This window comes from Mesorhizobium sp., assembly GCF_965229135.1.
Lineage (GTDB): Bacteria > Pseudomonadota > Alphaproteobacteria > Rhizobiales > Rhizobiaceae > Mesorhizobium.
In genome coordinates this window covers 4,217,464-4,229,872 of sequence record NZ_OZ245860.1, presented here as the reverse complement: position 1 = coordinate 4,229,872, position 12,409 = coordinate 4,217,464, and the positions used below count along the sequence as shown (strand labels likewise).

At 63.6% G+C, this 12,409-nt stretch carries 15 protein-coding genes; 9 read left to right on the top strand and 6 right to left on the bottom strand.

The window, feature by feature from the left end:
* The first annotated feature begins 19 nt into the window (after nucleotides 1-19).
* Together purE and ACO07C_RS20105 are read left to right on the top strand one after the other, a co-directional pair.
* On the top strand, nucleotides 20-517 hold the full coding sequence (gene purE, locus ACO07C_RS20110) for a 5-(carboxyamino)imidazole ribonucleotide mutase (RefSeq protein ID WP_354464926.1): 498 nt from the start codon (nucleotides 20-22) through the stop codon (nucleotides 515-517).
* On the top strand, nucleotides 514-1,590 hold the full coding sequence (locus ACO07C_RS20105) for a 5-(carboxyamino)imidazole ribonucleotide synthase (protein ID WP_421915907.1): 1,077 nt from the start codon (nucleotides 514-516) through the stop codon (nucleotides 1,588-1,590). Before purE ends, ACO07C_RS20105 begins: the two co-directional genes overlap by 4 nt.
* Nucleotides 1,591-1,604: 14 nt before the next feature.
* Here the strand turns inward: ACO07C_RS20105 and ACO07C_RS20100 are convergent, their stop codons facing one another.
* Nucleotides 1,605-2,021, bottom strand: coding sequence for a lysozyme inhibitor LprI family protein (locus ACO07C_RS20100; RefSeq protein WP_421915906.1), 417 nt, complete (start codon nucleotides 2,019-2,021; stop codon nucleotides 1,605-1,607).
* A 237-nt stretch (nucleotides 2,022-2,258) separates the two neighbouring features.
* On the opposite strand from ACO07C_RS20100, the gene ykgO reads away from it, so the two are divergent.
* From ykgO to ACO07C_RS20085, 3 genes are all read left to right on the top strand, one after another.
* On the top strand, nucleotides 2,259-2,384 hold the full coding sequence (gene ykgO, locus ACO07C_RS20095) for a type B 50S ribosomal protein L36 (protein ID WP_006203764.1): 126 nt from the start codon (nucleotides 2,259-2,261) through the stop codon (nucleotides 2,382-2,384).
* A 209-nt stretch (nucleotides 2,385-2,593) separates the two neighbouring features.
* Nucleotides 2,594-3,178, top strand: coding sequence for a tetratricopeptide repeat protein (locus ACO07C_RS20090; protein ID WP_421915905.1), 585 nt, complete (start codon nucleotides 2,594-2,596; stop codon nucleotides 3,176-3,178).
* A 128-nt stretch (nucleotides 3,179-3,306) separates the two neighbouring features.
* Complete coding sequence (locus tag ACO07C_RS20085; protein WP_421915904.1) at nucleotides 3,307-4,374, top strand: alpha/beta fold hydrolase; 1,068 nt, start codon at nucleotides 3,307-3,309, stop codon at nucleotides 4,372-4,374.
* A gap of 33 nt (nucleotides 4,375-4,407) precedes the next feature.
* Here ACO07C_RS20085 and ACO07C_RS20080 read toward each other — a convergent pair whose 3' ends face one another.
* The 3 genes from ACO07C_RS20080 to ACO07C_RS20070 all read right to left on the bottom strand — a co-directional run bounded on the left by ACO07C_RS20080 (nucleotide 4,408) and on the right by ACO07C_RS20070 (nucleotide 7,268).
* Nucleotides 4,408-4,953 carry a L,D-transpeptidase gene (locus ACO07C_RS20080; protein WP_421915903.1) on the bottom strand — a complete coding sequence of 182 codons (546 nt, stop codon included), beginning with the start codon at nucleotides 4,951-4,953 and terminating at the stop codon, nucleotides 4,408-4,410.
* A 393-nt stretch (nucleotides 4,954-5,346) separates the two neighbouring features.
* Complete coding sequence (pyk, locus tag ACO07C_RS20075; protein WP_421915902.1) at nucleotides 5,347-6,783, bottom strand: pyruvate kinase; 1,437 nt, start codon at nucleotides 6,781-6,783, stop codon at nucleotides 5,347-5,349.
* Entirely contained in the window at nucleotides 6,780-7,268 is a 489-nt protein-coding gene (locus tag ACO07C_RS20070) for a DUF1036 domain-containing protein (protein WP_421917573.1), read from the bottom strand. The genes pyk and ACO07C_RS20070 overlap by 4 nt, the downstream gene beginning before the upstream one ends.
* Nucleotides 7,269-7,513: 245 nt before the next feature.
* Here ACO07C_RS20070 and ACO07C_RS20065 point away from each other — a divergent pair, with 245 nt between their 5' ends.
* From ACO07C_RS20065 to ACO07C_RS20055, 3 genes are all read left to right on the top strand, one after another.
* Complete coding sequence (locus ACO07C_RS20065; RefSeq protein WP_421915901.1) at nucleotides 7,514-8,311, top strand: N-formylglutamate amidohydrolase; 798 nt, start codon at nucleotides 7,514-7,516, stop codon at nucleotides 8,309-8,311.
* Between the two features lie 18 nt (nucleotides 8,312-8,329).
* Complete coding sequence (locus ACO07C_RS20060) at nucleotides 8,330-8,638, top strand: DUF1244 domain-containing protein (RefSeq protein WP_421915900.1); 309 nt, start codon at nucleotides 8,330-8,332, stop codon at nucleotides 8,636-8,638.
* Between the two features lie 400 nt (nucleotides 8,639-9,038).
* The gene (locus ACO07C_RS20055; protein WP_421915899.1) at nucleotides 9,039-10,220 is read left to right on the top strand and encodes an MFS transporter; all 1,182 of its coding nucleotides are present in this window, start codon (nucleotides 9,039-9,041) and stop codon (nucleotides 10,218-10,220) included.
* On the opposite strand, the gene ACO07C_RS20050 is transcribed toward ACO07C_RS20055, so the two are convergent.
* Entirely contained in the window at nucleotides 10,178-11,092 is a 915-nt protein-coding gene (locus ACO07C_RS20050; protein WP_421915898.1) for a LysR family transcriptional regulator, read from the bottom strand. The genes ACO07C_RS20055 and ACO07C_RS20050 overlap by 43 nt on opposite strands.
* A gap of 109 nt (nucleotides 11,093-11,201) precedes the next feature.
* On the opposite strand from ACO07C_RS20050, the gene ACO07C_RS20045 reads away from it, so the two are divergent.
* On the top strand, nucleotides 11,202-12,161 hold the full coding sequence (locus ACO07C_RS20045; protein WP_421915897.1) for an SDR family oxidoreductase: 960 nt from the start codon (nucleotides 11,202-11,204) through the stop codon (nucleotides 12,159-12,161).
* Nucleotides 12,162-12,227: 66 nt separating this feature from the next.
* Here the strand turns inward: ACO07C_RS20045 and ACO07C_RS20040 are convergent, their stop codons facing one another.
* Nucleotides 12,228-12,386 carry a DUF3309 family protein gene (locus ACO07C_RS20040; protein WP_421915896.1) on the bottom strand — a complete coding sequence of 53 codons (159 nt, stop codon included), beginning with the start codon at nucleotides 12,384-12,386 and terminating at the stop codon, nucleotides 12,228-12,230.
* Nucleotides 12,387-12,409: the final 23 nt, after the last annotated feature.

The window sequence follows — 12,409 nt, the reverse complement described above, 5'->3', positions numbered from 1 at the left end:
GTCGCCAGGGAGCAAAAGCTTGGACGATCAGCGCGCCGACGTCGCCATCATCATGGGCAGCCAGTCCGACTGGGCGACCATGCGCCATGCCGCCGAAACGCTTGAGGCGCTGGGCATCCCGCACAAGCGGCTGATCGTCTCCGCCCATCGCACTCCCGACCGGCTCTATGATTTTGCCAAGGGTGCCAAGGCTGCCGGCTACAAGGTGATCATCGCCGGCGCCGGCGGCGCCGCGCACCTGCCCGGCATGACGGCGGCGATGACGCCGTTGCCGGTTTTCGGCGTGCCGGTGGAATCGAAGGCGCTCTCCGGACAGGACTCGCTGCTTTCCATCGTCCAGATGCCGGCCGGCATTCCGGTGGGCACGCTGGCCATCGGCAAGGCGGGCGCCGCCAATGCAGCCCTTCTGGCCGCCGCCGTGCTGGCGCTGAATGACGAAAAACTCGCCGCGAGGCTCGATGCCTGGCGCGCATCCCAGACCGCCAAGGTCGCGATCGAACCGACGGATACGCCGTGAGCCTGCCCGCCGGATCGACGATCGGCATCATCGGCGGCGGCCAGCTTGGCCGCATGCTGGCGATGGCCGCGGCGCGGCTAGGTTACCGCACCTTGGTGCTGGAGCCTCAAGCCGATTGCCCAGCCGCACAGGTGGCCAACCGGCAGATAACGGCCGCCTATGACGATCCGGCCGCCCTTGCCGAACTGGCTGATGCCAGCGCCGTCGTCACCTACGAGTTCGAGAACGTCCCGGTGGCGGCGGCGGCGGCGCTTGCCGCCAAGGTCCCTGTCTATCCGCCGGCGCGTGCGCTGGAGGTGGCGCAGGACCGCGTGACCGAGAAGACATTCCTCAATGGCATCGGCATTGCCACCGCGGATTTCCGCACCGTCGACAATGATGCCGAACTGACGGCGGCGCTGAAGGCCTTCGGCGGCAGCGGCATATTGAAGACCCGCCGCATGGGCTATGACGGCAAGGGCCAGCGTGTCTTCCGCAACGTGGAAGCGGGCGGTTTTGCCGGCACCTGCGAGGCGATGGGCAATGTGCCGTTGATCCTCGAAGCCTTCGTACCGTTCGAGCGAGAGGTCTCGGTCATTGCCGCGCGCGGCATGGACGGCGCGGTCAACGCTTACGACCCGGCCGAGAACGTCCACCGCAACGGCATCCTGCACACCTCGACGTTGCCTGCCGGCATAAGTGCCGGCACCGCTATGGCGGCCCAGGCAGCGGCATCGAGAATACTTTCGGCGCTGGATTATGTCGGCGTCATCGGCGTCGAGTTCTTCGTGCTTGCCGATGGTTCGCTGCTGGCCAACGAGATTGCGCCGCGCGTCCACAATTCCGGCCACTGGACGGAAGCCGCCTGCATCGTCTCGCAATTCGAGCAGCATATCCGCGCCGTGGCCGGTCTGCCGCTGGGTGACACCCGGCGCCATTCCGACTGCGTCATGGAGAACCTGATCGGCGACGATGTCCTGCGCGTTCCTCAACTGCTCGCCGAGCCGGACCTGATGCTGCACCTCTATGGCAAGGCCGAGGCACGCCCTGGCCGCAAGATGGGCCATTTCACCCGGATCGGCCGGCGCGGCTAAGCCTTTCCAGCCCCCTAATCGTCGCCGTCAGTGTCGCTGGCATTGGCGCAGCTCTGGTCCCCCTGCGGGCAGGTCGAGTCGGCCTTGAGCTGCTTGATGCGGTCGTTGGTCAGTCGCATCAGGCATTCCGACACGACCATCGGATGGATCGAGCCGCTCTGGCTGCCGGAGGCGGCATAGTTGCATTCCGCGTCACGAAACACGATCCACCGTTGCTCGGCCGTCTGCAGCAATTGCCTGGTCGCGTCGTCGGCTGCGCCGGCTATGCCTTGATAGGTGCTGTTGAGCTTTGCATTGGCGGTCGCATAGTCCTCCGCGGCGCATACGTTCATGCCCGACTGGCTGTCGTCATTGCGGTCACATTCCTGTGCCTGGGCAGCCGAGGCCGCCGCCAGGATGGTAAAGCAGACGGGCAGGATAATTCGGCGCATGATGATCTCCACGGCTTCGCGACGGCGGCATCATTCCAGCCGGGCACCGACCACGCAATGCCGCCAGGCTCGGATGCCGGATATTTCATGGCGCCAACCAATCGGGCCGGTTATGCGGCATGCTTGCGGTTGACACGGACAAGGCTCCTCGTTTATGAGCCACCCACACGTTCAAAGGCGCGCTTCTGGCGCGCCTTAAAAATTAGGCCCAGCGGGCCCAGACCGACAGGCAAGACCATGAAGATCAAGAATTCGCTCAAGGCGCTCAAGGCGCGTCATCGCGACAACCAGCTGGTTCGCCGCAAAGGCCGCATCTACATCATCAACAAGACCGCCCCGCGCTACAAGGCGCGCCAGGGCTGAGTTTTCGGCTAGAGGCGCTTGGCCTCTGTCTGTGTGATGCCGCCGCATCGGTCCGAGAATCGGATCGTTTTGCGAAAGCATGATGCGGAAATTCAAAAAGCAGAGCACCGCGCGGCCGCAAGGTCGCGCGGTGCTCTGCTTTTCGGCCTGCCCGCCGCCTCACACGAAATTCAGTTTGACGTTCCGCTGTCCGGGACTAGGTTTCGTTGATGCGGATTCACCATGCATTGCTCGCCGCCCTTGTCTTGTGCGGCTCGATTGCAGGGCCAGCCTGGGCGGATGACCCGGCCGGTCCTCCGGTTGCCGCGACGAAGGAAGCCCGGCTCGATCAGCTGTTTGTCGACCTGAAGCGCGAGCGCAATGAGAAGGCCGCCGAGCGGATTGCCGGGCGCATCTGGGGTGAGTGGTACCAATCGGGCAGCGCCTCGATCGACCTGATGATGCAATGGTCGCAGAAGGCGATCGAGAACCAGAAGTACGACGTCGCGCTCGACTTCCTCGACCAGGTGGTAACCCTGCAGCCGAACTACGCCGAGGGGTGGAACCGACGCGCCACCGTACATTTTATGATGAAGAATTTTGGAAAGTCGATGTCCGACATCGACCGTACGCTGCAGCTGGAACCGCGCCACTTCGGGGCGCTTTCGGGCCTGGCGCAGATCATGGCCCTGACCGGCCACAAGCAATCGGCCCTCGAAGCCTGGCAGAAGGTACTGGCCATCTATCCGATGATGCGCAGCGCGCAGAACCAGGTCGCCACGCTGTCGGAAGAACTCGCCGGCGAAGGCATATGATGCAAGGGATTAGGCAGTAGGGAATAGCCATTAGGCGCCTGAACCTCCTCTACTGCCTACTGCCTACTGCCTACTGCCTACTGCCTACCGCCTAGAACTAATCCCGCTCCACTCCCGTATATCCCCCCATGAACCTGATCTACGCCGTGCTCGCCTTCCTGATGGCTGTCGTCTTCACCCTGGTCGGGGTCACTCGTGTCGGCTCGTGGCTGGTCGAGCGCGGCAACCCGCCGGCCGGAGGGTTCGTCGATATCGACGGCGCCCGTATCCACTATGTCCATGTCGCGGCGCCGGCCCATGCCGACCTGCCGCCGATCGTCTTCATCCACGGCGCCAGCGCCAATCTGAAGGACCAGATGCTGCCGCTCAGGCCGCTGCTGGAAGGTCGCGCCGAGATGCTGTTCTTCGACCGGCCGGGATTTGGCTGGTCCGGCCGCGGCTCTGGCAACAATGAGACCCCCTCGGCGCAGGCGAACACCGTCGCGGCCTTGATGGACCGTCTTGGCATCAGGCAGGCGATCATTGTCGGCCATTCCTTCGGCGGCGCTGTCACCACCGCCTTTGGCCGCGAGCACCCCGACAAGACGCTCGGCCTCGTATTCCTGTCTCCGGCGAGCCATCCATGGCCGGGCGGCGCCACCTCCTGGTACTACGACCTGACGACCATTCCAATCGTCGGCTGGCTGTTTTCCGAAACGCTGACCTATCCGGCAGGAACGCTGCAGATGGCGGCGGCCACGACATGCGTCTTCTCGCCCAACAAGGTGCCGGACGACTATGTTGCCAGGGCTTCGATTCCCATGGTGTTGCGGCCGTCGGCCTTTCGCGCCAACGCCACCGATGTCGCCGGGCTCTATCGCTACGCTGTCGGCGCGGCGCCGCACTACGGTGAGATCAAGGCGCCGACGGTGGTCATCTCGGGCGATCGCGACAAGGTAGTCTACGCCAAAATCCACTCGGTCGGCCTTGTCAGGGACATTGCCGGTGCCGAACTCGTATGGGTGCACAATCTCGGCCACAAGCCCGACTGGATAGCGCCGGACCTCGTTGTCGGCGCCATCGAGAAGGTTGCAGGAAGGGATGCCGATCTACAGGCAATGGCCAAGACAGTGGAAGCGCGAATCTCCGGCGACATGTATGGTGCCGGCAAATGCGCCGATATCAAGCTGCCGGAGGCGGAACTCGCGCCGACCTGAAATTTGTACTTGGCTACGCGCGGGCACGCAGCACTAGATGACCAGCAGCGGTGTCTTGCTGGGGACGCGATCGTAAAGATCAATCACATCCTGATTGAACATGCGCACGCAACCGGACGACGCCGATTTGCCGATGGACTTCCAGTCCGGCGATCCGTGGATTCGATAAAGCGTGTCGATGCCGTCCTTGAAGATGTAGAGAGCGCGCGACCCGAGCGGATTGCTGATGCCGGGCGGCATGCCCTGGCGCCATTTTTCCAGTTTTGGATCCCGGCCGATCATTGCCGAGGGCGGCGTCCAGGTCGGCCATTTGCGTTTCCACTGGACGATCGCACGCCCCTTCCAGGAGTACCCCTGGCGCCCGAGCCCGACGCCATAGCGCATGGCCTTGCCGTCCTTGAGAACCCAGTAGAGGTGCTTGTCCGTGGTGTTGACGACGAGCGTGCCGGGTTTTTCTCCTGTCGGATCGTCAACGATCTGCCGCAGGAACCGCTCGTCGACCTTGGTGAAGGGAATGGCCGGAAGCGAACGCCCGTCATCTTCGACCGCGGCATACATGCTCGCGTAGTCAGGCGACACCCGGGCCCGCTCAGGCGCGGCAACGTCGGCCGGCGCCTTCTGCGGTGTCGGCTCAAGCGGCCCCGGATTTGCGGGAAGGGGGCTGGCAATGCCGACCGATTGTCTGGGAAACTGGGCACAAGCCGAGATCGTTGAAACCCCAATAAGCGACATCCCGGTCAAAAGTGACCGGCGCGAGACGAGAGATGACATTCAGTATACTTTCAAGCGATGGGAAATGCAGGCGGGCGCGATGCGACTGTTAACGCCGCTTCACCGCGCTTTGTAGAGGTGATCGCGGCAACCCTGTGTCGAGACAAAGGCCGGGATCATTGTCCTGGCCTTTGTTGTATTATCGACACAGCCTGGGCCGAGCAAAGTCGCGCGATGCGCTTCCGTCAGGAAATGAACGGGCTACCGGCTGCTCTGCACTTCCGATCCGACATAGGCGATGCGCAGCATGTTGGTCGAGCCCGGCGTCCTCAGCGGCACGCCGGCGGTGATGATCACGCGGTCGCCCGGCTTGCCAAAGCCTTCTTCCAAGGCAATGCGGCAGGCACGGTTGACCATATCGTCAAGGTCGGTGGCATCCGGCGAGACCACGCAATGCGTGCCCCACAAAAGCGACAGCCGCCGTGCGGTGTTGAGGATCGGCGACAGGGCGATGATCGGCACCTGCGGGCGCTCGCGCGCGGCGCGCAGGCCCGTGTTGCCGGACGCCGTATAGGTGATGATCGCCGACAGTTTCAGCGTTTCGGCAATCTCGCGCGAAGCCAGCGAAATGGCGTCGGCCCCCGTCGCTTCCGGCTCCGAGCGCTGAGCATTGATGATGCCGGCATAGGTCGGATCGGTTTCAACCTTCGTCGCGATGCGGTTCATCATCGCCACCGCCTCGACCGGATAGGCGCCGGCCGCCGACTCCGCCGACAGCATGATGGCGTCGGCGCCTTCGAAGACGGCGATCGACACGTCCGATACCTCGGCCCGGGTCGGCACCGGTGCGGTGATCATCGATTCCAGCATCTGCGTGGCCACGACCACGGGCTTGCCGGCGCGGCGCGCGGCGCGCGTGATCTGCTTCTGGATGCCGGGCACTGCCTCGAGCGGCATCTCGACGCCGAGGTCGCCACGGGCGACCATCAGCGCATCGGAAAGCTCGATGATCTCGGCCAGCCGGGCGACGGCCTGCGGCTTTTCGATCTTGGCCATGATCAGCGCCCGGCCACGCGCGATCTTGCGCGCCTCGGCGAGATCCTCCGGCCGCTGCACGAAGGAGAGCGCGACCCAATCGACGCCTTCCGCCAGCACGGCATCGAGATCCTTGCGGTCCTTCTCCGTCAGCGCACCGACCGGCAGGTCCGTGTCCGGCAGGCTGACGCCTTTCTTGTCGGAAATGGTGGTGCCGGCGACAACGGTACAGACGATCGACTTGCCGTCGCTCCTGAGCGCCTTGAGCTCAAGCTTGCCGTCGTCGATCAAAAGACGGTGACCGGCCTCGACCGAGCTCAGGATTTCCGGATGCGGCAGGTACACCCTTGTCGACGTGCCAGGCTCGGGATTGTTGTCGAGCGTGAAAGTCTGGCCGACGGTCAGCACTTCCTTGCCGTTGGCAAACTTGCCGACCCGCAGCTTCGGGCCCTGCAGGTCGGCAAGAATGCCGATCGGCCGGCCAACCTTGTCCTCGACGGCACGGATACGCCCGACCAGCGTGCGCATCAGCTCATGGTCGGTGTGGCTCATATTGATGCGGAACACATCGGCGCCAGCCTCGAACAGCTTCTTCAGCATCTCCTCGGAAGAAGAGGCCGGACCGATGGTGGCGAGGATCTTGACCTTGCGGCTGCGTCTCATTGACTGTTCGTTCCCGGGGCGGCTGGCGCGCCCCCCGTTGCGGGCTCATCGGTCAGCTGGACCATCCAGCTAGCCTGTTCACCCGTGTCATATTCCTGGAATCCGGCGCGCTGGAAGCCCCGGGCGACGCAGTCGGTTACGCCGGCGATCTTGAACTCTTTCTCAGCCACGCACATGTTGATCGGGCCGTCCCAGCGTCCGCCGCGCTCGGCGTCTTCTGCATAAAGATAATAAAACCTTGATGACAGCGGGCCTTCGATCAACGTCTTGCAGCTCGATCCCTCGATGTGCCACCAGCCCTCGGTGATCCAGCCGGCCTTGGCCCGGTAGCCGATGCCGACGCCCACGAGGTTCTGCGTGGCGTTGCAGACGCGGAAATCGGCACGTGCCGGCGAGGCCATGACAATCGCGGACAAACCCACGGCAAGGGTCAGGAGGGGCATGGCAAAGGCATAGCGCGCGCGCTGCCTGCCAGCGGAACCCATTCCAAAACCCGTGAAGAACCACATCAGCATCTCTCTGCGCCCCTTTTCGGAAAAGTCCGGGCGCATGTCAACGCGCCGTTCTGTCCAATTCCAATCGATTTAGAAAGGCCCTGGCGCGAGATTCCGTCGCTTCTGCCAGATTTCCGCGGAAACCGTGGCCAAACAACGGCATTGCGCGAGCGTCCTCTTCGTGGAATGACGATAGCATCCTCCCAGGAAGCCAGCGAACAGACCATTTCCCGCCAATGACCCGATCCACAGTTTTCGCGCCTTTCGATATTGTCGAGGGAGACCGCAAGCGAGGCATCGTGCTGCTGGCCGACCATGCCCGCCGCGACCTTCCAGAAGACTATGGCAGCCTCGGCCTGCCGGCGGCGGAACTCGATCGACACATTGCCTACGACATCGGCGTCGAGACGGTGACGCGTGAACTGGCTGCCTTGCTCGGCGTGCCCGCCGTCCTCAGCAATTTCTCGCGTCTGCTGATCGACCCCAACCGCGGCGAGGACGATCCGACGCTGATCCGTCAACTCTATGACGGCACGGTCGTGCCGGGAAATTATCCCCTGGCCGCCGAAGAACGCGAGAGACGGCTCGATCGCTTCTATCGCCCCTATCATGACGCGGTCGGCGCGATGGTCGCCTCCGTCGCGCAGGCGTCGGGCCAGGCGCCTTTCATCTTCTCCGTGCATTCCTTCACACCGGCCATGCAGGGCGTCAAGCGCCCCTGGCATGTCGGCATCCTGTGGGACCTGGACGACCGCGTGGCGCGGCCGCTGATCGACATGCTGGCAGCCGACACCAGCCTCGTCGTAGGCGACAATGAGCCTTATGACGGCGCGTTGCGCGGCGACACCATGTTCAAGCACGCCATTGTCAACGGTTTTGCCCATGCCCTGATCGAGATCCGCCAGGACCTTATCGCCACCGGCAAGGATGCGCTTGCATGGGCGGAACGGTTGGCGCCGATCGTTGACGCGATCGATCGTCGTCCCGATATACATGTGGTCAAAATGTTCGGCTCGCGTACCGGGCCGCTCTAAGCCCGCAAGGAGGTTTCGATGACCGAACTCAGCGACGAGCAGAAGCGCGATTTCGAGGCCGCCGCCTTTCGCCGGCTGGTCGAGCATCTGCGCGAACGCAATGACGTACAGAACATCGACCTGATGAACCTCGCTGGCTTCTGCCGCAACTGCCTGTCCAACTGGTATCGCGAGGCGGCGAACGCCGAGGGCGTCGATCTCACCAAGGATCAGTCCCGGGAAATCGTCTACGGCATGCCCTATGCGCAATGGCAGGCGCTCAACCAGACCGAAGCCTCCGACGCCAAGAAGGCCGAATTCGAGGCAAGGCGACCGAGGGATCACTGACGAACCGATAAGGCGAGGCTCTCCGATTTCGTCATCCTAGGGTGGAGCAGTCGCGAAGCGACGTCGCGGAAACCCTAGGATCCATGCCGCGACGGCCGTCAAGAGCACAGCGACTCAGAATGAAGGTTGCTGACCGGAGTTGGTTCAGCACCGTTAGAATCGCTCAGAATTCGCGGCATGGATCCTCGGGTCTGCGCCGCGTCGCTACGCTCCTTGCTCCGCCCGTGGATGACGAAGGGAGAGGCGTTTTCGCCAATCTCAAACGTCGGATAGTTTCAGCACCAACCGTACCGATCCCATTTCGCGTTTGGTCCAAGCATTTCCGGTCAATCGGCGCTTGACTGAAAATTGAATCGATCTAATTTGCCGCTCCAAGCCATTTTCGGACCGGAATCGCCTAATGAACGCGTCGAACGCCATGCAGACAGCCACTCGGGGACGATGGGCGGTTGCGGCCATCTTTCTCGCAAACGGCTTCCTGACCGGCAGCTGGGCGCCGCAGATTCCGGTGTTCCTGACCCGGCTTGATATCTCGAAATTCACCCTTGGCCTGCTGATCCTGCTGTTTGGCGCCGGCGCGGTCGCCGCCATGACCTGGTGCGGCCATCTGATCTCGAAACATGGTTCGCGCACCGTGCTGCGCTGGTTCGGCCTGTGCGGCAGTCTCGGCCTGCTGCTCGTGGCGTTGGCGCCCAACGTGCCGCTGGCGGCCATCGCGATGTTCATCTTCGGCGGCTCGATCGGCGGCATGGATGTCGCCATGAATGCCAATGCCGTGGTGGTCGAACGGCGGCTTTCCCGCGCCATCATGTCCTCCTCGCACGGCTTCTGGAGCCTTGGCGGCTTCGCAGGCGGCGGCCTGGGCGGGTTCGCCATCCAGCATTACGGCCATCTTGCCCATGCAGCCGTGGTGACGGCGCTCGCCTTCGCGGTGATCGCGGTGGCGATCCGCCATCTGATCGCCGAGGACAGGCCGCGGGCATCCGAGCACCACAAATTCGCGCTGCCGGGAAATCCGCTCGTCTATCTGGTCGGGCTGATGGCGCTGCTGACGATGATTTCCGAGGGCGCGGTGCTCGATTGGGCGGCGCTTTATCTCCGCCAGGAGCTTGGCGCCGACCTTGCCGTCGCAGGCCTCGCTTACGCCGCCTTTTCCGGCGTCATGGCCATCATGCGCTTCTTCGGCGACGGCGTGCGCAATCGCTTCGGCGCGGTGATGACGTTGCGCGTGTCGGCCCTCGTCGCTGCCGCGGGCATGCTGATCGCCGGCCTCTCACCATCGCCCTGGCTCGCCATCGCGGCCTTTGCCTTCTGTGGTTTCGGCATCGCCAACATGGTGCCGATCATCTTTTCGGCCGGCGGTAACCAGGAGGGCATGTCCTCGGGCACCGGCATGAGCGTGGTCACCACCATGGGCTATTCCGGCATCCTCGTGGCGCCGTCCGCAATCGGCTTCGTTGCCGAGCATTCGAGCTTCGGGCCGATCTTCATTGCCATGTCCGGCCTGCTGATCGTCGTCCTGCTGATGGCCAACCTGGCTCACCGCGCCGAATTCGCGCCGAGCGCCGCGCCGGCCGAATAGCGCTTCAGTTCCTCGTGGAGGAAATCGGCCACACGACGTAAACGCACGCTGGTGCGCACATCACGGTGCATCGCCAGCCACACCGGCAGCGCCGGCAATTGTAGTCCAGGCAGGACCTTCTCCACCAGTGGATCACGGTCGGCCAGCGGTTCCTGGCCAAATCCAATGCCGTTTCCGGCCCGTATCGCTTCCCACAAAACGATCTGGTTGTCGGCCCTGAAGCGAAAGGCGCTGCGGCCTATCGAGACCCCGAACTGGGCAAAGCCCCTGATGATTTCGTCGCTGCGGTCGAAGCCGATCAGATCATGTTCGGCAAGGTCATGGGGCGTGCGTGGCCGGCCGCGACGGTCGAGATAGGATTTTGCCGCGCAGGCGCAGAGCGCAATATCGCAGACCTTGCGCGCCACCAACTCGTTCTGCGCCGGCTTGACCATGCGAATGGCGATGTCGGCGTCACGGCGCAGCAGGTTCTCGACCTGGTTCGACGCGACGATCTCGACCTCGATGCCGGGCTCCTCGATGCCGAGCAGCGCCGTCATCTCCGGCAGTACATAGGCGGCCACCACCTCGCTGGCGGCGATGCGCACCGTACCCTGGATCGCCTCGACGGATCCCAGCGCCAGGAGTGAGAACGCGCTCGCCTGTTCGCTGACGGCCCTGCCGCGCTCGAACAGCGTGCTGCCCGCTTCCGTCAGTGCATAGCCGCGCCGCCCGCGCCGGAAGAGCGTTACGCCCAGCACCTGCTCCAGCTCCGAGATATGGCGGCCAAGTGTCGGCTGGCTCGCGGAGAGTTTTCGCGCGGCGGCCGACAGGCTGCCGGTTTCGGCAACCGTGACGAAACTCTTGATCAGGTTCCAATCGATGTCAGTCATTCATTTATGAATATCAAACGCTCATTCCTAGTCAATTTCTATTCGCGTTAGAAGCGACGATATTCCGACTGCAAACCAATCAGACCAGACCCAATCAGGAGCACGCAACATGACCAGGATCGCAATTCTCGGTGCCAACGGCCGGCTTGGCCGCGTGGTCGCAAAGGCTTTCATCGACGCCGGCTATGACGTCCGCGCCATTACACGCGGCGGCAAGGTGCCGGCGGAACTCAAGGGCGCGACGGCCGCCGCCGGTGACGCACTCGACCGTGATGCCCTCATCCGCGCCACTGCAGGCGTCGACATCATCTTCAACGGCCTCAATCCGATCTACACCGACTGGGGCAAGTGCCTGCCGATGGCCGAGAACGTCATGGCGGCCTGCCATGCGAACGGGGCGCTGCATCTCTTCCCCGGCACCGTCTACAATTACGGCTCGCCAATGCCGGCCGTGATCACCGAGGATACGCCGTTCCATCCGACGACGGAAAAGGGCCGTATCCGCTGCGCCATGGAGGACCTGTTTCGCGCCGAGGCCGACGCCGGCCGCGTCCGCACCATTCTCCTTCGGGCCGGCGATTTCTTCGGCGGCACCGGCAGCGGGTCGTGGTTCGACCTGGTCGTCGCGGCCAAGATCAGCAAGGGCATCTACACCGCGCCTGGCCCGGCCGATCTCGTGCATGAATGGGCCTATTTGCCTGACTTCGCCGTAGGCTTCGTCGCGCTGGCCAAGAATCTCGACAAGCTCGGTTTCTATGAGGCTCTGAACTTTCCGGGCCACGCGGTCACCGATCTGGAGATCAGGGCCGCCGCCGAGAGGGCTGTCGGCCGTCCGCTCAAGATGACCTCAATGCCCTGGTGGGTGCTGCGCGCCGGCAGCCCGTTCGTGGCGATGTGGCGCGAGATCGTCTCGATGTCCTACCTGCGCTTCGAGCGCCACCAACTGGCCTCGACACGGCTGGAAGGCATCATCGGCGAGATCCCGCACACGCCGCTGGATCGAGCTGTTCGGGAAGCCCTTGAAGACATAGGCGTCATAACGCTGGCGCACGCCTCCAGGGCCGCGTGACCTCAACAGCGACCGGCATGGTGATCATGGCCATGCCCGTTGCTGTTTCCCGGCCCAACGCAACCTTCAAAGCCGCCCAAGCACCAGCAGGATGAGAAGCAGGACCAATACCGCTCCGACCACTCCCGATGGCCCATAGCCCCAGGACCGCGAGTGCGGCCATGCCGGCACGGCACCAATCAGGAGAAGGATCAGGATGATGACGAGGATTGTGGTGATCGGCATCGAACGCTTCCCCCGCGGTGAGA